Annotated in this window: 21 protein-coding genes; 8 read left to right on the forward strand and 13 right to left on the reverse strand. The window is 67.1% G+C overall.

The window, feature by feature from the left end:
• Window positions 1-4: 4 nt before the first annotated feature.
• Together ACH82I_RS06790 and ACH82I_RS06795 are read left to right on the forward strand one after the other, a co-directional pair.
• The gene (locus ACH82I_RS06790) at window positions 5-1,072 is read left to right on the forward strand and encodes a putative FMN-dependent luciferase-like monooxygenase (RefSeq protein WP_413336388.1); all 1,068 of its coding nucleotides are present in this window, start codon (window positions 5-7) and stop codon (window positions 1,070-1,072) included.
• Between the two features lies 1 nt (window position 1,073).
• Complete coding sequence (locus ACH82I_RS06795; protein WP_413336390.1) at window positions 1,074-2,420, forward strand: alkylhydroperoxidase domain protein; 1,347 nt, start codon at window positions 1,074-1,076, stop codon at window positions 2,418-2,420.
• 33 nt (window positions 2,421-2,453) lie between these two features.
• On the opposite strand, the gene ACH82I_RS06800 is transcribed toward ACH82I_RS06795, so the two are convergent.
• From ACH82I_RS06800 to ACH82I_RS06815, 4 genes are all read right to left on the reverse strand, one after another.
• Window positions 2,454-2,873: a DUF779 domain-containing protein gene (locus tag ACH82I_RS06800; RefSeq protein ID WP_413336392.1), complete on the reverse strand. Its 420-nt coding sequence runs from the start codon at window positions 2,871-2,873 to the stop codon at window positions 2,454-2,456.
• Entirely contained in the window at window positions 2,873-4,396 is a 1,524-nt protein-coding gene (locus ACH82I_RS06805) for an aldehyde dehydrogenase family protein (protein ID WP_413336394.1), read from the reverse strand. The genes ACH82I_RS06800 and ACH82I_RS06805 overlap by 1 nt, the downstream gene beginning before the upstream one ends.
• A gap of 171 nt (window positions 4,397-4,567) precedes the next feature.
• Window positions 4,568-5,182, reverse strand: a complete 615-nt coding sequence (locus ACH82I_RS06810) for a M23 family metallopeptidase (protein WP_413336396.1) — start codon at window positions 5,180-5,182, stop codon at window positions 4,568-4,570.
• Window positions 5,172-5,798: a GNAT family N-acetyltransferase gene (locus ACH82I_RS06815; protein ID WP_413336398.1), complete on the reverse strand. Its 627-nt coding sequence runs from the start codon at window positions 5,796-5,798 to the stop codon at window positions 5,172-5,174. The genes ACH82I_RS06810 and ACH82I_RS06815 overlap by 11 nt, the downstream gene beginning before the upstream one ends.
• A 44-nt stretch (window positions 5,799-5,842) precedes the next feature.
• Here ACH82I_RS06815 and ACH82I_RS06820 point away from each other — a divergent pair, with 44 nt between their 5' ends.
• Complete coding sequence (locus ACH82I_RS06820) at window positions 5,843-6,061, forward strand: hypothetical protein (RefSeq protein ID WP_413336400.1); 219 nt, start codon at window positions 5,843-5,845, stop codon at window positions 6,059-6,061.
• Window positions 6,062-6,063: 2 nt separating this feature from the next.
• Here ACH82I_RS06820 and ACH82I_RS06825 read toward each other — a convergent pair whose 3' ends face one another.
• Window positions 6,064-7,134 (reverse strand): AI-2E family transporter, encoded by a 1,071-nt coding sequence (locus ACH82I_RS06825; RefSeq protein ID WP_413336402.1) that lies wholly within the window; start codon window positions 7,132-7,134, stop codon window positions 6,064-6,066.
• Between the two features lie 95 nt (window positions 7,135-7,229).
• On the opposite strand from ACH82I_RS06825, the gene ACH82I_RS06830 reads away from it, so the two are divergent.
• Both ACH82I_RS06830 and ACH82I_RS06835 read left to right on the forward strand, forming a co-directional pair.
• A complete protein-coding gene (locus ACH82I_RS06830) occupies window positions 7,230-9,806 on the forward strand; it encodes a M3 family metallopeptidase (protein WP_413336404.1) in 2,577 nt (858 codons plus the stop codon).
• Window positions 9,787-10,533: a queuosine precursor transporter gene (locus ACH82I_RS06835; protein WP_413336406.1), complete on the forward strand. Its 747-nt coding sequence runs from the start codon at window positions 9,787-9,789 to the stop codon at window positions 10,531-10,533. The genes ACH82I_RS06830 and ACH82I_RS06835 overlap by 20 nt, the downstream gene beginning before the upstream one ends.
• Before the next feature lie 28 nt (window positions 10,534-10,561).
• Here ACH82I_RS06835 and tgt read toward each other — a convergent pair whose 3' ends face one another.
• Window positions 10,562-11,833, reverse strand: coding sequence for a tRNA guanosine(34) transglycosylase Tgt (gene tgt / locus ACH82I_RS06840; protein ID WP_413336408.1), 1,272 nt, complete (start codon window positions 11,831-11,833; stop codon window positions 10,562-10,564).
• Between the two features lie 21 nt (window positions 11,834-11,854).
• Here tgt and mmuM point away from each other — a divergent pair, with 21 nt between their 5' ends.
• Entirely contained in the window at window positions 11,855-12,772 is a 918-nt protein-coding gene (mmuM, locus tag ACH82I_RS06845; RefSeq protein WP_413336410.1) for a homocysteine S-methyltransferase, read from the forward strand.
• A gap of 14 nt (window positions 12,773-12,786) precedes the next feature.
• Here the strand turns inward: mmuM and ACH82I_RS06850 are convergent, their stop codons facing one another.
• The 3 genes from ACH82I_RS06850 to ACH82I_RS06860 all read right to left on the reverse strand — a co-directional run bounded on the left by ACH82I_RS06850 (window position 12,787) and on the right by ACH82I_RS06860 (window position 16,356).
• The gene (locus ACH82I_RS06850; protein WP_413336412.1) at window positions 12,787-13,785 is read right to left on the reverse strand and encodes an isopenicillin N synthase family dioxygenase; all 999 of its coding nucleotides are present in this window, start codon (window positions 13,783-13,785) and stop codon (window positions 12,787-12,789) included.
• 91 nt (window positions 13,786-13,876) lie between these two features.
• A complete protein-coding gene (locus ACH82I_RS06855) occupies window positions 13,877-15,259 on the reverse strand; it encodes an FAD-binding oxidoreductase (RefSeq protein ID WP_413336414.1) in 1,383 nt (460 codons plus the stop codon).
• A complete protein-coding gene (locus ACH82I_RS06860; protein ID WP_413336416.1) occupies window positions 15,256-16,356 on the reverse strand; it encodes an aminotransferase class I/II-fold pyridoxal phosphate-dependent enzyme in 1,101 nt (366 codons plus the stop codon). The genes ACH82I_RS06855 and ACH82I_RS06860 overlap by 4 nt, the downstream gene beginning before the upstream one ends.
• A gap of 217 nt (window positions 16,357-16,573) precedes the next feature.
• On the opposite strand from ACH82I_RS06860, the gene ACH82I_RS06865 reads away from it, so the two are divergent.
• The gene (locus ACH82I_RS06865) at window positions 16,574-18,049 is read left to right on the forward strand and encodes a malate:quinone oxidoreductase (RefSeq protein ID WP_413336418.1); all 1,476 of its coding nucleotides are present in this window, start codon (window positions 16,574-16,576) and stop codon (window positions 18,047-18,049) included.
• A 115-nt stretch (window positions 18,050-18,164) separates the two neighbouring features.
• Here the strand turns inward: ACH82I_RS06865 and ACH82I_RS06870 are convergent, their stop codons facing one another.
• The 3 genes from ACH82I_RS06870 to ACH82I_RS06880 form a co-directional block, all read right to left on the reverse strand.
• Window positions 18,165-18,989 (reverse strand): bifunctional allantoicase/(S)-ureidoglycine aminohydrolase, encoded by an 825-nt coding sequence (locus ACH82I_RS06870; RefSeq protein WP_413336420.1) that lies wholly within the window; start codon window positions 18,987-18,989, stop codon window positions 18,165-18,167.
• A 29-nt stretch (window positions 18,990-19,018) separates the two neighbouring features.
• On the reverse strand, window positions 19,019-20,326 hold the full coding sequence (locus ACH82I_RS06875) for a DUF6986 family protein (RefSeq protein ID WP_413336741.1): 1,308 nt from the start codon (window positions 20,324-20,326) through the stop codon (window positions 19,019-19,021).
• A 91-nt stretch (window positions 20,327-20,417) separates the two neighbouring features.
• On the reverse strand, window positions 20,418-21,797 hold the full coding sequence (locus ACH82I_RS06880) for an NAD-dependent malic enzyme (RefSeq protein ID WP_413336422.1): 1,380 nt from the start codon (window positions 21,795-21,797) through the stop codon (window positions 20,418-20,420).
• Between the two features lie 214 nt (window positions 21,798-22,011).
• Between ACH82I_RS06880 and ACH82I_RS06885 the strand changes: the two genes are divergently transcribed.
• Window positions 22,012-22,797, forward strand: coding sequence for an IclR family transcriptional regulator (locus ACH82I_RS06885; protein WP_230747285.1), 786 nt, complete (start codon window positions 22,012-22,014; stop codon window positions 22,795-22,797).
• A gap of 25 nt (window positions 22,798-22,822) precedes the next feature.
• On the opposite strand, the gene aceE is transcribed toward ACH82I_RS06885, so the two are convergent.
• A complete protein-coding gene (aceE, locus tag ACH82I_RS06890) occupies window positions 22,823-25,558 on the reverse strand; it encodes a pyruvate dehydrogenase (acetyl-transferring), homodimeric type (protein ID WP_230747283.1) in 2,736 nt (911 codons plus the stop codon).
• Window positions 25,559-25,597: the final 39 nt, after the last annotated feature.

A 25,597-nucleotide genomic window follows, 5' to 3' on the forward strand; every position in this document is an offset into this window, starting at 1 on the left:
TGATATGACGAGTCCTTCCACGTCCTCCGCCGGGTCCGCCGGGCCGCGGCTCGGGTTCTTCACCCGCCTGCTCGAAGACGCCCCCGCCGCGCAGCGCTACCGCTTCGCCCTCGAGCAGATCGAGCGGGCCGAACGCTTCGGCTTCGACTCCGCCTGGATCGCCCAACACCACTTCTCGGCCGCCGAGGGCGGGCTGCCCTCGCCGCTGGTCTTCCTCTCCCATGCCGCTGCGCGCACGTCGCGGATTCGGCTCGGCACGGCGATCATCACCCTGCCGATGGAGAACGCGGTGCGGGTGGCCGAGGATGCCGCCGTCACCGATCTCCTCTCCGCCGGTCGTCTCGAGATCGGCCTCGGATCGGGTGGGAACCCGAAGTCGTTCCCGGCCTTCGGCACGAGCTTCGAGGACCGTCGGGAGGTCTTCGCGGACAATCTCTCCACCCTGCGCACCCTGCTGGCCGGCCGGTCTCTGCCGACCGAGCATCTGCTCTACCCGGGCCCCGATGCCGATTCTTCGGCCACTCGACCGGGTCTTGCCGAGCGTCTGTGGCAGGCGACCTTCTCCTCCCGCGGGTCTGCGGCCGCCGGTGCTGCCGGGGACGGACTCATGCTCTCCCGGACGCAGCCGCGGGACCAAGATGACACGGGCGCGTCCTTGGATGAGGTGCAGCTGCCGGTCATCGACGCCTACCTCTCGCAGCTGCCCGAGGGTGTGGCACCGCGGATCCTCGCCTCCCGCACGGCCGTGGTCGCCGATGCGGAGAACCTCACCGAACTGCGGGCACTGACCGAACCGGCGCTGCGGGCCGAGGCGAATCGGCTCGTCGGCTATGACACCTCGAACCTCAGCCTCGATGAGCTCCTCGTCGCCACCGACACGTATCTGGGCACCCCGGATGAGGTGGTCGAACGACTCTCGGCCGACCGTGTGCTGGGTCGGGTCACCGATGTCAGCTTCCAGGTCCATTCGGTGCCGGCGACGAACGAGGTCGCCCTGCGCTCGATCGAGCTGCTCGCCACCGAGGTGGCCCCGGCACTCGGTCTGAGCCTGGCCGAAGGGCAGGGGGCCTGAGATGACGGACATCATCAACGCCCTGGCCGGAATCTCCGCCGGTGATCGCCTCGATACCCTCCGCGACCACCGGCCGCAGGCCAAGGAGAATGCTCAGCTGAGCTTCGAGGCGCTGCTCGAACCCGAGGACGTCGGTTCCTTCCCCCACCGGGATCGCTACGCCGTGGCCGCATTCACTGCGGGCCTGCTGGGTGCACCGGCGGCCGAGGAGTTCTACCGCGACCTGCTCCGCGATGAGGACGAAGCCGCCTCGTGGGCGGTCGCGGAGCTGCTCGACGAGGCCGTGCTCACCCTTGATTCCCGCGCCGCTGTGCGTGGACCCTACGGTGTCTTCGAGTCTGCCGCACTGGCAGCGGAGAACGTCCCCGGGCCCTGGTTCGCAGCCGACCCGAAATCGACGGAGACCCTGAGCGACCGACTGGTCGCAGGCCTCGAGTTCGCACATCTGCTCGTCCTCCACCCACGGGATTCGCGGCCGGAGCATCTGGCGCTGCTCCTCGCTGCGGGCTGGGACGAGGATGCGATCGTCACACTCGCCCAGCTCGTGTCGTTCCTGAACTTCCAGATCCGCATCAGCACCGGACTGGCCGCACTCTCCCACGCTCCGGCCGCCACCGATGCCCCGGCCACGGACGCACCGCCGCAGGCAGGGCAGGCCGAGAGCGGAACCGGCACGGTCGACGGCCAGGGTGGGACCACCTCGGCGCGGGCGACCGAAGCCCTGACCACGGTCGGTGACCGTGTGAACACCTACCCCGGGCTCAATCGACCGGAGCTGTTCCGGCAGGCGGGTCTCGGCTGGGTGCCGTGGATCGCCCCCGTCGCCGAGGCGGACCTCACCGAGGTCCAGCGCGAGGCCCTCATCGAGGCCGGGCGGGCGAAGAACCCGTACTTCCGTCTCCTCGCCAGGGATCCGGCGGCGCTGCGGGCACGGACCCTGACCGACCTCGACATCTTCTTCAACGTCACTGACGGTCTGGGTCGGGCCGAGCGGGAGCTCGCGGCGACCGCGGCCTCACGGCTGAACGGGTGCCTGTTCTGCGCCTCGATCCACTCCGATCGGGCGACCGCGGAGTCCGGTCGCGGGGAACTCGTGCAGAAGCTGCTCGGCTCCGGGGTCGCGGAGCGCTCCGACCTCGGCGACCCTGTCTGGGATGCCGTGGTCGATGCGTCGGTCGCACTCACCCTGACCCCGCAGGCCTTCGGTCCCACGCACGTCTCGACGCTGCGGGAGGCGGGCCTCGGCGATGGGGACATCGTCGACGCCCTCAGCTGCGCGGCGTTCTTCAACTGGGCGAACCGGCTGATGCTCTCCCTGGGAGAGCCGGAGGTGCTGGGCGCCCGCTGACCGGGCGGTCCCTCTGACCACAGGCGACTGACCTCAGGCGACGTCCATGAGGGCCGAGCGGATGATGAAGCGGTTGCCCGTCGGTGATTCGACGCTGAAACCGCTGCCGCGTCCCGGGACGACGTCGATGGTCAGGTGCGTGTGCTTCCAGTACTCGAACTGTTCGGTCGACATCCAGAAGTCCAGTCCGGCCTTCTCGGTGTCGTCGATGGGCAGTTCGAAGTGTCCGAGGAGCACGTCGGCTTCGGAGGTGAGGAAGTCGCCTTCGGGGAAGCACATCGGTGAGGAACCGTCACAGCAGCCCCCGGACTGGTGGAACATCAGCTGTCCGTGTTTGGCGACCAGGTCGGCCAGCAGGTCGACCGTGGCCTGGGTCATTGCCACTCGGGACTTCTCCTCACCGTCGATCGTCGGTGTGGATTCGAGGGCTGCGGTGTCGGTTGAGTCGGTCATCAGAAGAATCCTTGTGCATTCTCGGAGTAGCTGACCAGCAGGTTCTTCGTCTGCTGGTAGTGGTCGAGCATCATCTTGTGGTTCTCTCGTCCGATGCCCGAGGATTTGTATCCGCCGAAGGCGGCGTGTGCCGGGTAGGAGTGGTAGTTGTTCACCCACACGCGACCGGCTTGGATGTCGCGACCGGCCCGGTAGGCGGTGTTGCCGTTGCGTGCCCAGACTCCGGCGCCGAGGCCGTAGAGGGTGTCATTGGCCGTGGCGATGGCATTGTCGTAGTCGGAGAACGAGGTCAGGGCGACGACGGGTCCGAAGATCTCCTCTTGGAAGATCCGCATGGTGTTGCTGCCCTTGAAGATCGTCGGCTGGATGTAGTAGCCGCCGGCGAGGTCACCGTCGAGTTCGGCCTTGTCTCCGCCGATGAGCACCTCGGCACCTTCGTCCTTGCCGATCTGCAGGTAGGACATGATCTTCTCGTACTGGTCGTTCGAGGCCTGCGCGCCGACCTGGGTGTCGGTGTCGAGCGGGTTGCCCTGCTTGACCGCGCGGACGCGTTCGATGCCGGCGGCGACGAAGTCGTCGAAGATCGATTCCTGGACCAGCGCCCGGGACGGGCAGGTGCAGACCTCACCTTGGTTGAGGGCGAACATGGCGAAGCCTTCGAGGGCCTTGTCCCGGAAGCTGTCGTCGGCGGCGAGCACGTCATCGAAGAAGATGTTCGGTGACTTGCCGCCGAGCTCCAAGGTCACCGGGATGATGTTCTGCGAGGCGTACTGCATGATCAGACGCCCGGTCGTGGTCTCACCGGTGAAGGCGATCTTGCGGATGCGCTTGTTCGAGGCCAGCGGCTTGCCGGCTTCGACGCCGAAGCCGTTGACGATGTTGAGGACACCGGGAGGCAGCAGATCGCCGATGAGTTCGGCGAGGACGAGGATCGAGGCCGGGGTCTGCTCGGCGGGTTTGAGGACGACGCAGTTGCCGGCAGCCAGGGCTGGGGCGAGTTTCCAGGTCGCCATGAGCAGGGGGAAGTTCCACGGGATGATCTGTCCGACCACGCCGAGCGGTTCGTGGAAGTGGTAGGCCACGGTGTCTTCGTCGATCTGCGAGATGCCGCCTTCCTGGGCCCGGATCGCCGAGGCGAAGTACCGGTAGTGGTCGACGGCCAGCGGCAGGTCGGCGGCGAGAGGTTCGCGGATTCCCTTGCCGTTGTCCCAGGTCTCGGCGACGGCGAGCATCTCGAGGTTCTCTTCGATGCGGTCGGCGATCTTGAGGAGGATGTTCGCGCGTTCCGTCGTCGAGGTCTTGCCCCAGGAGGGGGCTGCGGCCCAGGCGGCGTCAAGAGCGGTTTCGATGTCTTCGGCGGTGGAGCTGGGGATCTCGGTGAATGCCTGGCCGGTGACGGGGGTGATGTTCTCGAAGTAGTTGCCGTTCTTCGGCGGCACCCACTCCCCGCCGATGTAGTTCTCGTAACGCGGTTTGAACGTGACGAGAGAACCTTCGGTACCAGGTGCTGAGTAGACTGCCATGACACTCCTTCGTGTGAGTCCATCCACCCCGTGTCACATGCTGTTTCGCGTGCTGCCTCCGGTCTCGGCCGACCGTGCGGAGCGGATGTGTCCGTGTTCTCTCACCCTAAGCCGCAGAGTCTGCGTGGACAATAGCTGTCACTGCTTCGTGATGGAGTTGGGAGGGGTGGCTCACCCTTCGACGATGGTGCCGCTGGCGGGCAGTGATTCGCCGAATCGAATCGGCACAGCAGCTGCGCGCGAGATGTCGAGAGCGTCGATCGCCTGGACATGCAGATGCGGTTCGGTGCTGTTGCCGGAGTTGCCGCACCGGCCGATCTCATCGCCGATCCGCACATCCTCTCCTGGCGAGACCTGAGCACTGCCCCGTTGAAGATGGCACAGGACGACGATTCCGCGGGCGGTCCTGATCATGACGTGATTGCCGGCGAGCGCGAGCCATCCGGCATCGACACGTCTGCGTTGGGTCAGCGCGTAGCCGAGCGAGGGCAGGCCACGGTGGGCGGGATGATCGGGCGCGGAGTGGTGGACGGCCACGACAGTGCCCTCTGCCGGGGCCAGAACGGCGCGGCCGAAGCCGACGAACTTCTCCGGAGGTTGCGGACGAAGCAGTGATTCGAGACCGAATGCGGCCGATCGTCCCGAATCATCGACCGGCACGAAATCGATCGCATACGAGCTCGCGAATCGGACCGTCCCGTGGCTCGGCACATGATCCGCGGGACTGTTCTGAACCAACCACCGCCCGGTGAAGGGGTAGGCAAGTTCGAGTGGGTCAGTCGCCATCTTCGCTGTCGCTTTCCGCGGTCGGTTGAATTGCTGTCGGTCGAATCGCAGCGAAGACGACCATGTCGCGGGGCGCACCGCCGATCTCTTTGTACCCGGCGAGTTTTCCCTCTCTCACGTAGCCAGCTGCCTCGGCGGTCCTCAGCGATGCCGTGTTCCAGGGCTCGATGAGCAGTGCGATTCGCTGCAGACCAGGCAGGGTCCAGCCGAATTCGGTCAGTGCGATCAGCGCATCGGCCGCGTGGCCGTGGCCACGCGAGGAGGGAGCTATCGCATATCCGGCAGTTGCCCTACCCTCGTCGATCTCTGTCAACCAGAGGCCGCAGTGTCCGATCGCCCGATCATCGGATCGGCGCGCGATCGCAAAGGAGAAGCCACGACCTTCTGCATGCCGGCCCTGTTGTCTCCGCACCCAAGCCAGGGCCTCCTCCGCGGTGGCATCTCCCGGCAGCGAACCGGTCAACGGCACATAGGGATCGGTGGACAGTTCCTGCGCCATCGCGACATCACGGACCTCGACCGGACGCAACTGAACCGCCCCGCGGACCGGACAGACCGATGGCCAGGGCGGCAGAACCACACCCACTCCCTCCGAAGCCTGTCCCCATCCTGGCACACCGCCGCCTCGGCGCCGGTCACGAGTCTTGGTACCCTCAACTCATGCGCGACATCGACAACCCGACCCTGCGGCTGATCCCCTATCTCCTGGCGATCTCCGTCACGGTCTTCGCCACGCTGTCCGTGATCGGCACCGGTGAGTCCAACCTGCTCGTCACCTTGGTCGTCGCTGTCATCGGCTATTTCGGCACCTACTACCTCAGCCGATTCATCATCGGACTCATCGTCCGCAAGTCACGCGGACGCGACGAAAACCGCTAGCCCTACCTCTTGTCCTGCGCAGGCACGACGACCTTGCGGATGACGATCAGCCCCGAGGCGGCCACCGGCACGGCGACCACGGCGCCGAGCACTCCGCCCAGGGTGCCGCCGGCGATCGCGGCGATGATGACCAGCGCACCAGGCACGTCGACGGCCTTATTCATGATGCGCGGGCTGAGCAGGTACGCCTCGACCTGCATGTAGACGAGGTAGTAGATGCCCGCGGCGATGCCCAGCCCCGGCGAGACCATCAGGCACGATGCCGTGATGATGATCGCTCCGGTGATCGGACCGACGAGCGGGATGAGCGAGGCGAGGAACGCGACGAAGGCGAGCAGCGCCGGCAGGGGTGCACCGATGATGGTGAGGAAGATCGCCGAACACACACCGTTGACGATGCCCAGGGACACCTGCCCGAGGACGTAGCGTCCGATGGATCGGGTGACCTCCTCGGTGACGGATTCCACGGTCGGGCGTGAGCTGGCCGCGACCAGGGAGAACATCGCCGCCTTGATCGTCGGCATGGTCACGGCGAAGTAGATGGTGAGGATGACGACGATGATCACACCGGTGATGAAGCTGAGGATCCCCGCCCCGATCGACACCACACCGCCGCCCAACGACAGGACGTTCTGCGGATCGGAGACCCAGTCGCTGATGCTCGCGAAGATCGCGTCGAGGTCGACGGCACCGGTGAACCGCTGCTCGAGATCGGTCACCCACCCGGTGGTCGCGAGGTCCGCGACGATGTCCGGCAGGTCGTCGATGAACTGCTGGATCTGACTGATCACGGCCGGAGCGATGAGCAGCACCGCCCCGGCGACGATGGCGATGAACGCGAACACGACAAGGATGACGGCCAGGGACCGCGAGAGCTTGCGCTCGGTCAGCCACAGCACGATCGGTTCGAGTCCGAGCGCGAGGAAGAGGGCCAGACCGATGTAGATGATGACGGTGGCCACGGACTGCAGGGCCATGATCAGGCCGATGGCCAGTCCCACGCCGAGGGTGCCGGTGAAGCCGACCCTGAACGCGCTGTTGAGTGAGAGGGACGCCCCCTGACCTGTGCCCATGGCCTCCAGTGTAGTCAGCGTTCATGCACGCCGAGGTCGACACACGTTAGGATCGTGGGCGAGAACCCATACGTGAAGAAAGTGGTACGTCGAGAATGAGCTCCGATCCGAACAGCATCGATGTCTGGGAGGCCTTCCTCGACCCGCAGGGCGACTATTCGCTCCCCGATTTCTCCCAGGTCACGCCCGAATCGATGCTGAGCGCGGTGCACACAGCCACCGACTACGCCCGCGCCGAGGTGGCCGCGATCATCGCCGACGACACCGAGGTGACGTTCTTCTCCACCACGGTCCGCTTCGAATCCGCCTCCGTGCCGATGTCGCGGATCACCTCGGTGCTCAACGCCATCGAATCGAACCACTTCCGTCCCGAACTCCACGAAGCCTTCGCCGAAGCGCGGGACCAGCTGTCGGCGACCGAGACCGCGATTCTGCTCGACGTCGACCTCTTCCACCGCATCGAACAGGTCCACGTCACCGACCTCAACCCCGAGGACAAACGACAGCAGGAGCTCACGGTCGACCGCTTCGTCCGGGCGGGAGCCCGCCTCGGCGAGGAGGAACGCGAGCAGATGACGACGATCGCCGCCGAACTCACCACCCTCGCGACCTCCTTCTCCCGGGCCCTGCAGACGGATACGCAGGAACTCGCCGTCCACCTCAGCGATGCCGAACAGCTTGTGGGTCTGAGCGAGGACCAGATCGCCGCCGCAGCCGCCCGCGCAGCCGAACGCGGACTCGACGGCTTCCTGCTCACCCTGAACAACTTCACCCAGCAGCTCGCCCTCGGCTCCCTCGAGGTCGCGCAGACCCGTCGCCACGTGCTCAGCAACTCCACCGCCCGCGGATCCCGCGGCGGGGAAGGCGACACCCGCACTCAGGTCGCCGACACCACCGCCCTGCGCGCACTGCAGGCGATGCTGCTCGGCTACCCCTCCTACTCCTCCTATGCGATCGACAACCAGACCGCCGGCAACCCCGATGCCGCCGCGGACATCGTGTCCTCACTCATCGCCCCGGCCAATGCCCAGCTCGATGCGGAACTGGCCACGGTGAAGGAGCGCTACGGCCTCGACGACGTCCCCGCCTCCGACGTCAAGTACTACCTGACGAAGTTCCAGCACGACGAGTACGGCATCGACCCCGACGAGGTGGCCAAGTACTTCGAATTCGACACCGTGCTGACCGAGGGCGTCTTCCGGGCCGCCACCGGACTCTACGGAATCACCTTCGCCCCACGCGAGGGCATCATCGGCTGGCACGAGGACGTCCGCGCCTTCGAGGTCACCGACGCCAACGAACGCCCCCTGGGGCTCGTGCTCCTCGATCCCTACTCACGAGACACCAAACGCGGCGGTGCCTGGATGGACGAGCTCGTCTCCTCCTCCCGGCTGACCGGACACCTGCCCGTCGTCACCCTCTCACTCAACCTCGCGAAGCCGGGACCGGGTCGACCCACCCTGCTTAACCCGACCGAGCTGACCACCCTCTTCCACGAATTCGGCCATGTCCTCCACGGCCTGTTCGCGAACTCGACCTACCCCTCGACCGCCGGCACCTCGGTGCCGCGCGACTATGTCGAGTTCCCCTCCCAGCTCAACGAGATGTGGGCCTTCCACCCGCAGGTGCTCCCCCACTTCGCCAAGCAAGTCGACACCGGTGAGCCGATGCCCGCGACTCTCGTCGACGCCCTCATCGAATCCGAGAAGTTCGGGCAGGGCTTCTCCACCATCGAATACCTCGCCGCCGCGATGCTCGACCTGTCCTGGCATTCGCTCGAGGCCGGGGAGCACATCACCGACGTCCTGTCCTTCGAATCCGAAGTCCTCGCCGCCGCCGGGTTCTCCCCGCTCGTGCCGCCGCGCTACCGCACGCCCTACTTCGGGCACATCTTCGCCTCCGGGTACGCCGCCGGCTACTACTCCTACCTCTACTCCGAGGTCATCGCGGCCTGGGTCAGCGAATGGTTCGAGAACAAGGGCGGACTCAACCGGGAGGCCGGAGATGCCTTCCGCGAAGCCATCCTCGCCCCCGGCTACTCGGTGGATCCGATGAGCGCGATCGAGAAGTTCTTCGGCACCCGCCCCGATGTTGCGCCCCTGCTGCGCCGTCGCGGACTGGCCGAACCGGTGCCCGAACCCGACGTCGAATCCGAGCCCGAGCCGACGACCGCCTCGGCGGCTGACGCACCCGACCCGCACCCCAACCACGAGAAGGTCGCGACCGCACTCGAGGCCGCGGGCATCGAACCGCGGATCGAACTGTTCGCCGTTGCCACCCCGACAGCAGCCTCGGCGGCGGCAGAGCTCGGAGTCGAGGTCGGGGCGATCGCGAACAGCCTGATCTTCTCCGCCGACGGCGAACCCGTCCTCATCATGGCCTCCGGAGCCCACCGCGTGGACACCGACCATGTCGCGAAGCTCATCGGCGTGGACTCTCTCGATCGCGCCGACAAGGACTTCGTCCGCTCAGCCACCGGCCAGGTCATCGGCGGCGTCGCCCCCTGCGGTCACCCGCAGCAGATCCGCAGCTTTGTCGACGTGACGCTGGCGGCGCACCCCGTGCTCTGGGCGGGCGCGGGGACGCCGAATTCGATGATGCCGCTGACGTACTCGCAGCTGCTCGCGGTGACGAACGGGAAGGAGATCACCGTTGTCGCCGACGACGCCTGAATCCGAGTCTGGACGGCCGGGTCGTGCAGACGACCCGGCGGATGACCTCCCGACCAACCGCCTCGCGGCCTTCGCATCCTCCCGGGGCCGCTACTACGCGGTGTTCCTCGCCGTCTTCGCCGCGGTGCTCATCATCTCCAACATATCCGCGACGAAGGTCATCGGCTTCGGCCCCATCGTCACCGACGGCGGGGCGTTCCTCTTCCCCATCGCCTACATCCTCGGCGACGTGATCAGCGAGGTCTACGGTTTCAAGGCCGCCCGCAAGGCCGTGATCACCGGTTTCGGTCTGCAGATCCTCGCGACCTTCGTCTTCTGGCTCGTCCTCATCTCACCTCCGGGGCCGGGGTATGAGAACCAGGACGCCTTCGCCGCGGTCCTCGGCTTCTACCCGCGCATCGTCGCGGCCTCCCTGGTCGGCTATTTCGTCGGCCAGCTGCTCAACTCCTGGGTCCTCGTGGCCGTGAAGAAGCGGATGGGCGAATCGAAGCTGTGGGTCCGCCTGCTCACCTCGACCGGTGTCGGGGAGTTCGTCGACACCCTGCTCTTCTGCATCATCGCCTTCGCCGGAGTCATCCCGGGCCTCGACTTCATCAACTACATCATCGTCGGCTTCGTCTACAAGGTCGCCGTCGAAGTCATCCTCATGCCGGTGACCTACCGCGTGATCAAGATCGTCAAGAAGCACGAACCCAGCTACGAACTGCCCGCCGACGCGAGTCGATAGGCGCGCCGGGCCGGCTGCCCGTTCCTGCCTACTTCTTCGCGTAGTAGCGGCCGAGGACCTCGGTCTCGAGTTCGGTGAAGCGGCCGTCAATCATCGCCTGCCGGATCTCGGCGACCATGGAGACGACGAAGTGTTCGTTGTGGATCGTGCACAGGGTGGAGAAGAGCATCTCCTTGGCCTTGTAGAGGTGGCGCAGATAGGCCCGCGAATAGTTCTGGCACGTGTAGCACGAGCAGTCCGGGTCGAGGGGACCGAAGTCGCGCCGGTACTTCGCGCCGGTGAGGTTGTAGCGGCCGTCGCGGGTGTAGATCGCGGCGTTCCGGGCCACGCGTGAGGGCGAGACGCAGTCGAAGGTGTCAGCACCGGTCCTGATCGCCTCGAACAGGTCATCGGGTTCCGAGATCCCCAGCAGGTGCCGGGGCTTGTTCTCCGGCAGCTCTTCGCACACCCAGCGGATGATGATGCCGAGGTTCTCCTTCTCCAGCGCCCCGCCGATTCCGTAGCCGTCGAAGTCCATGGAGCCTAAGTCCCGGGCGGCCTTCCGCCGCAGGTCCTCGTACTGCGCACCCTGGAGGACTCCGAAGAGCGCCTGGTAGGGACGGTGCGAGCGCTGTGCGGTCAGCCGCTGGTGCTCCTCGATGCAGCGGATCGCCCACAGCCGCGTCCGCTCCAGCGATTCCTCCTGGTAGCCGCGGGTGTTGACGAGCGTGGTGAGCTCGTCGAAGGCGAACATGATGTCGGCGCCGAGTTCGTGCTGGACGCCCATCGAGATCTCCGGGGTGAATCGGTGCATCGACCCGTCGAGGTGGGATTTGAACGTCACCCCGTCGTCGTCGACGTTCGACAGCCGCTCCTTGCCCACGGCCACGAGTTCATCGTTCTGCTCCCCCGTCGACTCCATCGAGATGACCTTCTTGAATCCCGAGCCCAGGCTCATCACCTGGAAGCCGCCGGAATCGGTGAATGTCGGTCCGGGCCAGTTCATGAACTTGCCCAGTCCCCCGGCTTCGTCGATGAGATCGGATCCGGGCTGGAGGTAGAGGTGGTAGGCGTTGGCGAGCACCGCCTGCCCGCCGAGTTCGGCGACCTCGTCGGGGCGGACCGCCTTGACCGTGGCCTTGGTGCCGACGGGGATGAAGGCCGGGGTCTGGATGTCCCCGTGCGGGGTGTGGATGACGCCGGTGCGCCCGCCGGTGTCGAGCCGGGTGCCGACCTCGAATCCGAATCGGGAACGGTCGTTGACCCCCACCTCGGCGTCGGGGGCTGTCTCAGATGCTGCAGGGGATTCGAATGGGCTCACCGGACAAGTTTAACTGGGACCATGATCGAGACCTTCACCGAGACGCTCGAGCACGCACTCGACACCGGCACGCCCATCGTCATCGACGGCGGGCTGGGCACCGCACTGGAGAGCCGCGGCGTCGACCTCGGCCATGAGCTGTGGTCGGCCGACCTGCTCCGCGATGACCCCGACACCATCGCCGAGGTGCACGCCACCTTCATCCGCGCCGGTGCCCGAATCGTCACGACCGCGAGCTACCAGGCCACTCCCCTCGGCTTCACGCGGGCCGGCATCGACGCCGCCGCAGGCCGCGGACTCATCACCAGAAGCGTCGAGGTCGCTCGCTCCGCCGCAGGCGGCGAAGCCCTCGTCGCGGGCTCTATCGGCCCCTACGGTGCCGCAATCGGCGACGGCTCCGAATACACCGGCGACTACCGCCTCTCGGAAGCCGAGTTCGCCGACTTCCACCGTGCCCGTATCGAGGCTCTCGCCGAGGCGGGAGTCGACCTGCTCGCGATCGAGACGCAGCCGCGCATCGACGAGATCCTGGTCCTCGGCCGGCTTGCCGCCGAGTACGGACTTCCCGCGTGGCTGAGCGTGACGCTGGCCGCTGACGGGGCCCACCTGCCGGACGGATCGGCCCTGGCGGATCTCGCCGAGGCGGCGTCCACCTCGGCGAGCATCGAGGCGATCGGCGTCAACTGCGTCCGTCCGGGCCTGGTCACCCCGGCGCTGCGCGAGCTCGGAGCACACACGGATCTGCCGCTCATCGCCTACCCGAACTCGGGCGAGCGCTACGACGCCGAAGCCATGACCTGGCAGGACAGCAACGGGGCGGGAGCCGGCTCCTGGCCCGTCGACGAATGGACGGAGACCGGAGCGCTGTTCATCGGGGGCTGCTGCCGGACCACGCCTGACCACATCGCGGCCCTGGCCTCGGGGATCGGCCGAGGCTGAAAGCTCAGCTCAGTTCAGCTCACGTGCTCCGGATAGTGCCTCTGCGCGACATTGGGATGTGAGCGCAGGCGGGAGAGGAACGCGTTCTCCCCGTACACCGAGTGCAGCGCGTCGAGTTCGTCCACGGAGACTCCGCGCGCCTTCTCGGCCAGTTCCGCAGGCAGGTCGACGGGAGGCAGCTGCGAGCTCAGTGCGGGGTTGTAGAAGAACGGGATGGAGATCCGGTCCTCGCCGGGACGGGTCGGCAGCACCCGGTGGACCGTGGCCTTGAGGTAGCCGTTCGTGGCGACCTCGAGGAGTTTGCCGATGTTGACGACGAAGGCGTTCTCGATCGGGTCGGCGTCGATCCAACCGTCGTCGGTCTGGACCTGCAGGCCTGTGGTTCCCGGCTGCGGGTAGAGCAGGGTGAGCGTTCCGCCGTCACGGTGCTCGCCGACTCCCTGTGTCACGGCATCGTCCTCAGTCGCCGGATAGCGGACGATCTTGATGAACGATTCGGGGTCGGTCTCGAACGCCGAGGCGAAGTGGTCGACACTCTGTCCGAGGCTGAGCGCCCACTGGCCGAGCAGCCGATTCCCGACCTCGGTCAGCTGAGCATGCCAGGAGTCCGTGGCCTCCCGCAGTTCGGGCAGTGCGGCCGGGTACTGATTGGGGCCGGTGAGGTTGTCGAAGTCGTGGACCGGTCCGGCCACGGGGTCACGTTCGGGTCCGATGTCGATCTGCTCGCGCCAGTCGACCTTCCCTCTGGTGCGTTCCCCGCCGGTGCGGGTGTAGCCGCGGAAGTGAGGCGAGTTCGTGTTCTCGATCGCCAGCTTCTCCTCCTCCGGGAGGGCGAAGAACCGTTCGGCCACCTCGATGATGCGGGAGAATTCGGCGTCGGGGATGCCGTGCCCGACGAGGTAGAAGAATCCGATCTCGTGAGTGATGCGGCGCAGGTCGGCACGAAATGCCTCGGCCGTAGCGGGGTCCTCGGCGCGGCTGAGGTCGAGGATGGGCAGCTGTGTGAGAGTCATGTCACAGACGATAGACCGCCGAGGCGAAGCGATGCCCTTGGTCGGTCATCGTGCGCAACACGGCGTCATACGGGGTCGCCGCCGGGTGGTCTCAGCCGAGCATCTTCCCCGGGTTGAGGATGCCGAGGGGATCCACCGCCTCTTTGAGGCTGACCTGCAGCAGCCGGGCTCCTTCGTCGAGCTCGCGGACCAGCCAGTCGCGTTTGAGGTAGCCCACCCCATGCTCACCGGTGATCGTCCCGCCCAGGTCGAGGCCCAGCTGCATGATCGACGCGAACACCTCCCGCGCCTCGGCGACCTGGGCTTCATCTGAGGCATCGAAGAGCACGCTCGGGTGCATGTTCCCGTCCCCGGCATGACCGGCCGTGGCCACCTCGACCCCGGCCTCGGCGTCGATGGCGGCGAGACTCTCGAAGAACTCCCCCAGCCGGGAGCGCGGAATGCACACATCATCGATGAGCTCTCCCCCGCCGAGGCTGTTCGCATACTTCTCCATCGCCGGCGACACCGCCCGCCTGGCCGCCACGAGCATCTCGGAGTCGGCCGGATCATCGGAGAAGAACACCTCATCGGCCCCCTGGGCCTCGGCGATCGTCTTGAACGCTTCGAGTTCGGCGACACCGCCGGCACCGGGAGCATCCGACTGGACCAGCAGCAGGGCACCGGCACCGTCGGGCAGACCGAAGTCCCCGTAGGCATTGAGCATGCCCACGGTCGGACCGTCGATGAGTTCGAGCAGGGACGGGGCCGCCCCACTCGACATGAACTCGGTGACCGTGTGTCCGGCGGCAGCCATTGACGGGAAGATCCCCACCCCGGTGATCGGAGGACTCAGCAGCGGCTTGAGTCCCAGGGTGATCTCGACGATGACGCCCAGGGTCCCCTCGGAGCCGATGAACAGAGAGGCCATGTCGAGCCCGGCCACGCCCTTCGCGGTGGTCCGGCCCAACCGGGTCAGGGTTCCGTCGGGGAGGACGACGGTCAGCGAGCGCACGTAGTCCTTCGTCACCCCGTACTTCACACAGCACATGCCCCCGGCGTTCGTGGCGACATTGCCGCCGATCGTCGAGATCGCCACCGACCCCGGATCCGGCGGATACGACAGACCGTGTTCGGCCAGGGCCGATTTGAGGTCCTGGTTGATGACACCGGGTTCGACGGTGCAGGTCTGATTGACCGGGTCGATGTCGAGGATCCGGTTCAGGCCCGCCACGTTGAGCAGCAGACAGCCGTCGACGGCGTTGGCCGCCCCGGACAGTCCCGTCCGCGCCCCCTGCGTGACCACGGGGATCCGATGCTCGGTGGCGAAGCGCATCACCGACACGACGTCGTCGACCGAGCGCGCCCTGACCAGCGCCGAGGCGGTCCCGGCCGGGCAGAACAGGGCCTTGTCGGCCGCGTGGGCGGCGATGACATCGGCATCGGTCACGAGCGCCCCGGGGCTCAGCCGTGCCGACAGGTCGTCTGGATTCATGCCTGCGCGGACCGGTCCCGGCGCTCGGCGGCGAAGGTCGCCGCCACCGTGCGCACCCGGTCGAGTGCCTCATCTGGGCCGATGCTGATTCGCACGCCTCCGGTGAGTCGGCGGATCGCCACGGCCACCTCGGCGCAGGCCCCTTCGAAGGCGACGGCCTCCTCGGGGTCGAGGGCCACCCACACGTAGTTGCCTTCGGAGTCGGGGACGTCGAAGCCGAGTTCGCGCAGGTCCGCGGCGAAGCGGTCGCGGTCGGCCGCCACCTGCTTGGCCCGGACGAGGACCTCTCCGACCCTCCCGAGGGACTCCGCGGCCGCGGCCTGGGCGACGGCGGTGACGCTGAAGGGGGCGATGACCTGCCGCAGGGCGGTCGCGATCGTCTCATCGGCGACTCCGTAGCCGACCCGCAGACCGGCCAGCCCGTGGGCCTTGGAGAAGGTCCGCACGAGGACGAGGTTCGGGTGCTTCCGGTAGGCGGCCAGACCGTCGACCGCCTCGGCGCCGGTGGCGAATTCGAAGTACGCCTCGTCGAGGGCGACGATGACGTCGGCGGGCACCTCGGCGAGGAACCCGTCGAGCTCTTCGCTCGTGATCGCCGGTCCGGTGGGGTTGTTCGGTGAGCACAGGAGGACCAGCCTGGTGGTCTGGTCGATCTCGGAGAGCAGCCCCTGGAAGTCGTGGCGGCCGTCGGGCAGGGTCGGCACGGCCCGTTTCTCGGCTCCCCGCGCCACGGCGAGGATCGGGTACATCTCGAACGAGGGCCAGGGGTAGACGACCGAGGTCCCCGCTTCGAGCGTGATGTTCGTCAGCGCCGAGAGCACCTCCGAGGCGCCGGCACCGGGCACCACCTCCGCGGGCTCCACGCCGAGGTGGTCGGCGAGATCCGCGACGAGCTTCGTCGACTTCGGGTCAGGATAGTTCGCGGGGATCTGTCCGCCGTCGGTGACCGCGTCGAGGACACCCGGCAGCGGCGGCAGGTGGTTCTCGTTCGAGGACAGTTTGAACGGGGTCAGGCCTGGTGCCTGCACGGGAGGTTTGCCCGGGACATAGGGCGGGAACTGGCTGAGGGCCTCGCGAAGACGGAATCGATTCGACATGTGCCCATAGTTGCATACCTTGTGGCGGCCGACACAGGGTGTCCGCGCAAAAGGTCCGAACGGCCGGAATTCGAGTCACCGACGGGACGCATGCCGGTTGTGAGCTTGCTCGCACGGGCCGTCCGTCACCCCTCCCCGGGTTATCGGTTCGCCGCGGCCGGAGAGTAGTCTGTGAGTCGAAGACCATACAGTTCAGTGACGAGGAATGAGAGTCGAAATGCCCTCAACGCAGGAAAAGGTTGACGTCGTCTTGATCGGCGGCGGCATCATGAGCGCCACCCTGGGTGCGATGCTCACCGAGCTTCAGCCCGAGTGGGACATCCGGGTCTACGAGAAGCTCGACTACGTCGCCGAAGAGAGCTCCGACCCGTGGAACAACGCCGGCACCGGACACGCCGCCCTCTGCGAACTCAACTACACCCCCGAGGACGCCGACGGTCACATCGACCTGAAGAAGGCCTCGCAGATCAACGAGCAGTTCCATCACTCCCGTCAGTACTGGTCGCACCTCGTCGACAACGGCGTCCTGCCGGACCCGAAGTCGTTTATCAACCAGGTCCCGCACATCAGCTACGGCCGTGGTGAGAAGGGACGCGACTACATCAAGAACCGTCGCGAGCAGATGGTCCGCAACCCTCTGTTCGCCGAGATGGAGTTCACCGACGACCCCGCCACCCAGGCCGAGTGGCTGCCGCTGATGTTCGAAGGCCGCGGCCCCGGTCAGGTCAACGGCATCTCCCGGACCAAGCTCGGCACCGACGTCGACTTCGGCTCGCTGTCGCGTCAGCTGCTCAGCTACGTCGCGGACAAGGGCGCCACGGTCCGCACGAACCACCAGGTCACCGACCTCGACCGCGCCTCCGACGGCTGGACGGTCACCGTCAAGGACCAGCTCTCCCATGAGACCCATCGGATCGGCGCGAAGTTCGTCTTCGTCGGCGCCGGCGGCGGTGCCCTGCCGCTGCTGCAGAAGTCCGGCATCCCCGAGGGCCGCGGCTACGGCGGATTCCCCGTCTCCGGCATCTTCCTGCGCACCTCGAACCCCGATCTCGTCGCCCGCCATCAGGCCAAGGTCTATGGCCAGGCCTCCTTCGGTGCCCCGGCGATGTCCGTGCCGCACCTCGACACCCGCGTCGTCGACGGCAAGGACTACCTGCTCTTCGGCCCCTACGCCGGCTTCTCCCCGAAGTTCCTCAAGGGCGGCCGCTTCACCGACCTGCCGTTCTCCGTGCGCGGAAACAACCTGGCGACGATGCTCAATGTCGCCAAGGACAACACCGACCTCGTCACCTACCTGGTCAGCGAGCTGGCCGCCTCGAAGAAGGCCCGCTTCGAGTCGATGCACGAGTTCATCCCGAACATCGACCCGAGCGACTGGGAGTTCATCCAGGCCGGTCAGCGTGTGCAGGTGATGAAGAAGGACGAGAAGAAGGGCGGAGTCCTCGGCTTCGGCACCGAACTCGTCTCCTCGGCCGACGGTTCGATCGCGGCCCTGCTCGGTGCCTCACCGGGTGCCTCGACGGCCGTGGCGATCATGCTCAACCTGCTGGGGACCTGCTTCCCCCGCCAGTACGCGGAGTGGGAGCCCTCGCTCAAGGACATGGTCCCCTCGCTCGGCCACAGCCTCGCCGATGACGAGACCCTGCTCAAGGAACTCTCCGAGTACACCGCCCGGACCCTGCAGCTCATCTGAGCCGCTGCCGCCGCGGACCAACCGCTTGGCAGAAGGCCCTGCGACCTGAACCAGTTCGGGACGCAGGGCCTTCTGGCAAGCGGTTGTCGCTCTCACCGCCGGTGGCGCAGCACGCTCAGAGTTCGACCTGACGGTTGACGTCCTTGTACAGCAGGTAGCGGAAGCGGCCGGGCCCGCCGGCGTAGCAGGCCTGCGGGCAGAAGGCGCGCATCGAGATGAAGTCGCCCTCCTGGACCTCGACCCAATCGCCGTTGAGCCGGTAGACCGCCTTGCCTTCGAGGACGTAGAGGCCGTGCTCCATCTCATGCGTCTCGGCGAAGGGGATGACCGCGCCGGGTTCGAAGGTCACGATGTTGACATGCATGTCGTAGGCGAGGTTGTCCGGATCGAGCGGACGGGTGGTCCGCCACCGGTTGTCGGTGCCCGGCATGGCAGCGGGCTCGACATCGGATTCGTTGCCGAACTTCGCCTCCGGGGTCAGCCCGGCCACCTCCTGGTAGCGCTTGCGCACCCAGTGGAAGCGGGCCGCCTCGGTGCCGGTGGACTTCGCACTCCACGTCGAGCCGGCGGGCAGGAACGCGTATCCGCCCGGGGTCAGCTCGTGGGCCTGTCCCTCATGGGTGACGGTGAGCTGCCCGGCCATGAGGAAGAGGAAGCCTTCGACCTCGGGCTGCGGTTCGGGTGAGTCCGAGCCGCCGCCGGGGGCGACCTCGAGGATCGTCTGCGAGAAGGTCACCGCTCCCCCGGCCACGGGCTTGCTCAGCACCCACGACCGGGTGCCGGTCCACTCGGGCAGGTTCGAGGTGACGATGTCGCGCATGACTCCGCGCGGGATGACCGTGTAGGCCTCGGTGACGATCGCACGGTCGGTGAGCAGGTCCGACTGCGGCGGATGTCCGCCGGTGGGTGCGAAGTAGGTGTACGGGTCGGTCGTCGTCATGGGTGGGGTCTCCTTCTCGGTCATGCGGTTCAGTTCAGTGATCCCGTCCGGGCGAGCCGATCGAGCTCGCCGAGGCTGAGGTTCGTGCGGGTGGTGAGGAATTCCTCGGTGTGCGCCCCGCAGGCCAGGCCGCGCGAGAGATAGCGGGCCATGGCCTTGGCGGTGGCCGGTTCGTCGAGGACGGCGGAGTCCTCCCCGAAGACGTAGCTGCGCAGTCGTCCGGCCGCCTTCGCCCCACCCTCGCGGTAGAAGCTGAAGGTCGCAAGGAACCTCGTCGGCAGCTGGTTGGGGTGCATGTCCCAGCCCTGGTAGATGCCGCGCCGCAGGTGGCGGCGGACGAGTCCGGCGTGGAGGCTCCAGGCGTGCTGGATCTCCTCGGGTTCGCCCACCGGCAGGATGTTCGTCGAGCCGTCGGAGAGGTGGACGCCGGTGCCGGCCACGGCGAGCATCATCTGGTTCTTCGCGAAGTCCGCGACCGGGTGGTCCATCGCCTGGTAGGCGGCGGCCACACCCATCGAGGCCGAATAGTCATAGGTGCCGTAGTGCAGGGAGGTCACTCGCCCCTCCCCCGCGTGCAGGGCCGTGGCTACCGGGACGGTGCCGTCGGCGCCGAGGATGAGCTGCGGGGTCTCGACCTGGACCTCGAAGCGGATCGTGCCCTCGCCGAGGTGGTGCTCGGCTTCGAGGGATCGGCAGGCGAGCACCATGGCCCGCACTTGGTCGACGGTGCTGACCTTCGGCAGGGTGAGGACGAGCTGAGACGGCCAGGAGCCGTGGGCGGCGAGCACCTCGGAGATGAAGAGATCGAGGGTGCGCAGACCCCGTGCCCGGGTCTCCTCCTCCATGCACTTGAAGCGGATGCCGAAGAACGCGGGCGCCGCCGACTCGGACAGACCGGCGATCGCATCGCGGGCGGCCTGCTTCACCCACCGGTCCTCGGTCTCATCGGACTGGCGACCGAAGCCGTCCTCGAAGTCGAGACGGAGATCCTCGATGGGTTCGCGGTATAGCTTCTCGGTGACCGCCTCGGCGAGCATTTCGGCCTCGCGGGCGATCTGGTGGAGACTGGGCACGATCGACCCGGAGACGGCCCCGGCCTCCTTGCGGGCGGCGATGATGACGCGCTCGGCGAGTTGGACCATGCCGCCGTTGGACTCCACGGCGTCGAGTGCCTGCCGCCCCCAGTCCCGGGGCAGAGTGGGGCTGGTGTCATGACCGGGCACATAGACGGTGTGCACGGGTTGGCGGGCATCCCGCTCCCCCGGGTAGCTGGTGCGCAGCAGCGCATCGGTCTCCGACAGGAGCGAGTCGATCTCGGCCAAGGTTCTCTGTTCCACTGTCACTTCCACTTTCTCTGCACGGGCTGCGAGTCTCCGGCGTCATCGCACGGCCTGTGCTCATTGTCTCTCATTCCATCCCGGACGCCACTCACCTCGATACGGCGGCGACCGCCTCGGCGACCTTCTTCGCGACCTCGGGGTCGAAGACCGAGGGGATGACATAACCGGGGTGGAGCTCCTCCTCCGGGATGCAGGAGGCGATCGCCTCGGCGGCGGCGACCATGATGTTCTCATCGACATCGGTGGCTTCGGCGTCGAGGAGGCCGCGGAAGATGCCGGGGAAGGCGAGGACGTTGTTGATCTGGTTGGGGTAGTCGCTGCGCCCGGTGGCGACGACGGCCGCGTACTTCAGCGCCTCGGCGGGGTCGACCTCGGGGTCGGGGTTGGCCATGGCGAAGACGAGCGCGCCGGAGTTCATCGCCTTGATGTCATTGCCGTCGAGTACATTGGGAGCCGAGACGCCGATGAAGGCGTCGGCGCCGACCACGGCTTCCTTGAGCGTGCCTTCGAACCCTTCCGGATTCGTGTTGGCCTGCAGCCACTTCTTGTGCTCGGTGTCGACTTTCGAGTTCGGGCCGATGGCCCCGTCGCGACCGCAGGCGATGATGTTCTCTGCCCCCGCGACCTGGAGGAGGCGGATGATCGCATTGCCGGCCGCGCCGACGCCGGAGACGACGATCCGCAGATCCTCGATCTTCTTCCCGACGACCTTGAGTGCGTTCGTCAGGGCCGCGAGGGTGACGATTCCGGTGCCGTGCTGGTCATCGTGGAAGACCGGGATGTCGAGCTCATCGCGCAGCCGGGCCTCGATCTCGAAGCAGCGCGGGGCGGAGATGTCCTCGAGGTTGATGCCGCCGTAGGCCGGGGCGATGGCCTTGCAGATGGAGATGATCTCCTCGGTGTCCTTCGTATCCAGGGCGACCGGCCAGGCGTCGACCCCGGCGAACTGCTTGAACAGCACGGCCTTGCCCTCCATCACCGGCATCGCGGCTTCGGGGCCGATGTCACCGAGGCCCAGGACCGCGGTCCCGTCCGTGACCACGGCGACGGTGTTGCGTTTGATGGTCAGGCGCCTGGCGTCGGCCTTGTTCTCCGCGATCGCCTTGCACACGCGGGCCACGCCCGGGGTGTAGGCGCGGGACAGGTCGTCGCGGTTGCGCAGGGGCACCTTGGGTGCGGATTCGAGCTTGCCGCCGAGGTGGAGCAGGAAGGTCCGGTCGGAGGACTTGCGGACCTCGACGCCGGGGAGCTTGCCGAGCGCGGCCGCGACCTCCTCGGCGTGGGCGGTGTCGCGGGTGTCGGCGCTGACATCGATGATGACGGTGTGCGGAGTCGATTCGACGACGTCGAGGGCGGTGACCGCGGCGCCCGTGGCCGCTGCGGCGGCGACGAGATCGGACGTCGCTGCCTGGCCGACCGCTGTCGCCACGCGAAGGGTGATGGAGTAGCCGGGACTGGGAGCAGCCATGGTTGATATCCTCTCTGATATGCATTTTCCGTACTATGGATACTAACTTCTGTATTGTGGAATATCCAACTGAGTGTGGAAAGTTTCTTCCATTTCGGGATTAGACTGGCCGATAGTTTCGCTGCAGCCGCTGTGCTCAGCGAGGCGGACCTTCGCCCCGGCACTCAGAGTCGAGTCGGCGACGACCGTCACAGATCGAGGAAGAGGAACTCCGATGACAAGCAACGACACGGCAACTCCCGCGATTCGTCAGACCAAGGGCGGAGTCCAGTCCGTCGAGCGCGCCTTCGGACTTCTCGACTGCATCGCAAACTCCTCGGGCTCGGCGACGCTGAGCCACATCGCCGCCGATGTCAACCTGCCGCTGCCGACGATCCATCGCCTGCTCAACACCTTGGTCAACCTCGGCGTGGTCCGACAGCTGCCCAACCGCGGCTATGCGCTCGGGCCCGGGCTGGTCCGCCTCGGCAATCTCGCCGGGGAACAGCTCGGTGCGATCGCCCGCCCCTATCTGCGCACGCTCGTCGAGGAGCTCGGCGAGTCCGCGAACGTCGCGACCCTCGACGGCGACATGGTCGTCTACGTCGATCAGGTCGCCTCCCAGCGGCAGATGCGCATGTTCACCGAGGTGGGCCGGCGGACCCATATGCACGACACCGGGGTCGGCAAGGCCATCCTCGCCGGCCTCGAGGCCGAGCAGGTCCGCCACATCGTGGCCACTGCGGGGATGCCGACGCCCACGGAACACAGCATCGGCACCCTGGAGGCGCTCGAGGCCGAGCTCGAGCGCATCCGCGAGCGCGGCTACTCGATCGACGAGCAGGAGCAGGAGCTGGGGGTGCGCTGCTTCGCCATGTCCATCCCCGATGCTCCCGCTCCTCTGGCGATCTCGGTCTCCGGCCCGATCAGCCGCGTCGATCAGGCCTTCGCCGACCGCGCCATCCCGCTCCTGCGCTCGGCCGCGCAGCGCATCTCCGAGGACATGCGCCGCGGGGCCTGAGCTGCTTCGCGGGGACTGAGCTGCTTCAGGAATCGCCGCCGGCGGTGCCGGAGGTGCCTGCGTTGACGTCGTCGAGACGGTACTTCTTCGCGGCCTCGACCGGCACGCTGCGAGCGATCTCACCGCGGTCGGCGAGCAGCTGCAGGGTCCGCACGACCATCGAGTGGGCATCGATCTTGAAGTGACGGCGCGCGGCCGCCCGCGTGTCGGAGAAGCCGAAGCCGTCGGCTCCCAGGGTCGCGAAGTCCTGCTTGAGGAAGGGCCGGATGAGGTCCGGCTGCGTGGAGTCGAAGTCGCTCGTGGCCACGATCGGCCCCGCTTCCGACCCCAGTCGCTGTCGCACATACGGGGTGCGCGGCTCGGCTTCGAAGTTCTCGAGCTTCTCCGCTTCGCAGGCGAGTCCGTCGCGGCGCAGCTGGGACCACGAGGTCACCGACCACACGGCGGCATCGACGCCCCAGTCCTGGGCGAGCAGTCCGCGGGCCTCGAGGGCCCAGGGGACGGCGACGCCGGAGGCGAGCAGCTGAGCCTTCGGACCGTCCCCGGCCCCCGCCTCGGCGACGCGGTGGATTCCTTTGAGGATCCCCTCGACGTCGACGTCCTCGGGCTCGGCCGGCTGGAGCATCGGCTCGTTGTACACGGTGAGGTAGTACATGACGTTGCGGGCGTCCTCGCCGAGGTCGTGCTCGCCGTACATCCGGTGCAGGCCGTCGCGGACGATGTGCCCGATCTCGTAGCCGTAGGCCGGATCATAGCTCACGACCGCGGGGTTGGTGGCCGCGAGCACCGGTGAGTGTCCGTCGGCGTGCTGGAGGCCTTCGCCCGTCAGCGTGGTCCGACCAGCCGTGGCGCCGATGATGAACCCGCGGGTCATCTGGTCACCGGCCGCCCAGAAGGCGTCGCCGGTGCGCTGGAAGCCGAACATCGAGTAGAACACGTAGATCGGGATCATCGGCTCGCCGTGCGTGGAGTATGCGGTGCCGGCGGCCGTGAACCCGGCCGCTGCCCCGGCCTCGTTGATGCCGACGTGGAGCAGCTGGCCCGATGTCGCCTCCTTGTAGGAGAGGAAGAGCTCACGGTCCACGGCGAGGTAGTTCTGCCCGTTCGGGTTGTAGATCTTCGCGGTCGGGAAGAACGCGTCGATGCCGAAGGTCCGGGCCTCATCGGGGATGATGGGCACGATCCGGTTGCCGATGCCCTTCTCCCGCATGAGGTCCTTGAGCAGGCGGACGAAGGCCATGGTCGTCGCGGCCTGCTGCTGCCCCGAGCCCTTCTTCGTCTGCGCGAAGGCCTTGTCGGACACCTCGGGCAGGGTCTTCTTGGAGTGCTCAGGTTTGCGTGCCGGGAGGAAGCCGCCGAGTTCCCGGCGGCGTTCGAGCATGTACTCGATCTCCTCGGCGTCGGTGCCCGGATGGTAGTACGGCACGGCGTAGGGGTCCTCGTCGATGACCTTGTCGGTGATCGGGATGTCCATCCGGTCGCGGAAGGCTTTGACGTCGGCGGCGGTGAACTTCTTCATCTGGTGGGTGGCGTTGCGCGATTCGAAGCTCGTGCCCAGGCCGTAGCCTTTGACGGTCTGGACGAGGACGACGGTGGGCTTGCCGTTCGTGTTCACCGCGTGACGGTAGGCGGCGTAGACCTTGTGATAGTCGTGGCCGCCGCGCTTGAGGTTCCAGATGTCGTCGTCGGAGAGGTGTTCGACGAGGCCTTTGGTCGTCGGGGAGCGGCCGAAGAAGTTGTCGCGGATGAAACCGCCGGATTCGGCCTTGAAGGTCTGGTAGTCCCCGTCGAGGGTCTCGTTCATGATCCGCACGAGCTCGCCGGTGTGGTCGTTGTCGAGCAGGGAATCCCACTCGCGGCCCCACAGGACCTTGATGACGTTCCAGCCGGCGCCGGTGAAGGCGGCTTCGAGCTCCTGGACGATCTTGCCGTTGCCGCGGACCGGGCCGTCGAGGCGCTGCAGGTTGCAGTTGACGACGAAGGTGAGGTTGTCGAGTCCCTCATTGGCCGCGAGCTGGAGCGCCCCGCGCGATTCGGGTTCGTCCATCTCGCCGTCGCCGAGGAAGGCCCACACCCGCTGGTCGGAGGTGTCCTTGATGCCGCGGTTGTGCAGGTAGCGGTTCATCTGCGCCTGGTAGATCGCGTTGATCGGGCCGAGGCCCATCGACACGGTCGGGAACTGCCAGAACTCGGGCATCAGGCGCGGATGCGGGTAGGAGCTGAGTCCATGCGGAGACTTCGAGGCCTCCTGGCGGAAGCCGTCGAGGTCGGCCTCGCTCAAGCGCCCCTCGAGGAAGGCGCGGGCGTACATGCCCGGGGAGGCGTGGCCCTGGAAGAAGACCTGGTCGCCGCCGCCGGGGTGGTCCTGGCCGCGGAAGAAGTTGTTGAACCCGATCTCGTAGAGGGTTGCGGCACCCGCATAGGTCGAGATGTGACCGCCCACGGAGATCTCGGGTCGCTGGGCGCGATGGACGAGCATCGCGGCGTTCCAGCGCAGCCATTTGCGGTACTTGCGCTCGAGGCGCTCATCGCCTGGATACTCGGGTTCCTGGTCGGCCGGGATAGTGTTGACGTAGTCGGTCGTCGTCACCTTCGGCTGGGCCACCGAGTTCGAGGCCGCGCGCAGCCGCAGGGCTTCCATGATCTCGCCGGCGCGCAGGGTGCCGCGCTCGGCCACGAGTCCCTCCCAGGACTCGAGCCATTCGTCGACTTCCTGTTCGGGCGTTTCACTCGGGATCGCCGAGGATGTGGTCTGGGTCATCGGGGTTTCCTTCTCACGGGGTTCCGGGCTCCCGGGGAG

It is taken from the genome of Brevibacterium sp. GP-SGM9 (assembly GCF_047300845.1).
GTDB lineage: Bacteria > Actinomycetota > Actinomycetes > Actinomycetales > Brevibacteriaceae > Brevibacterium.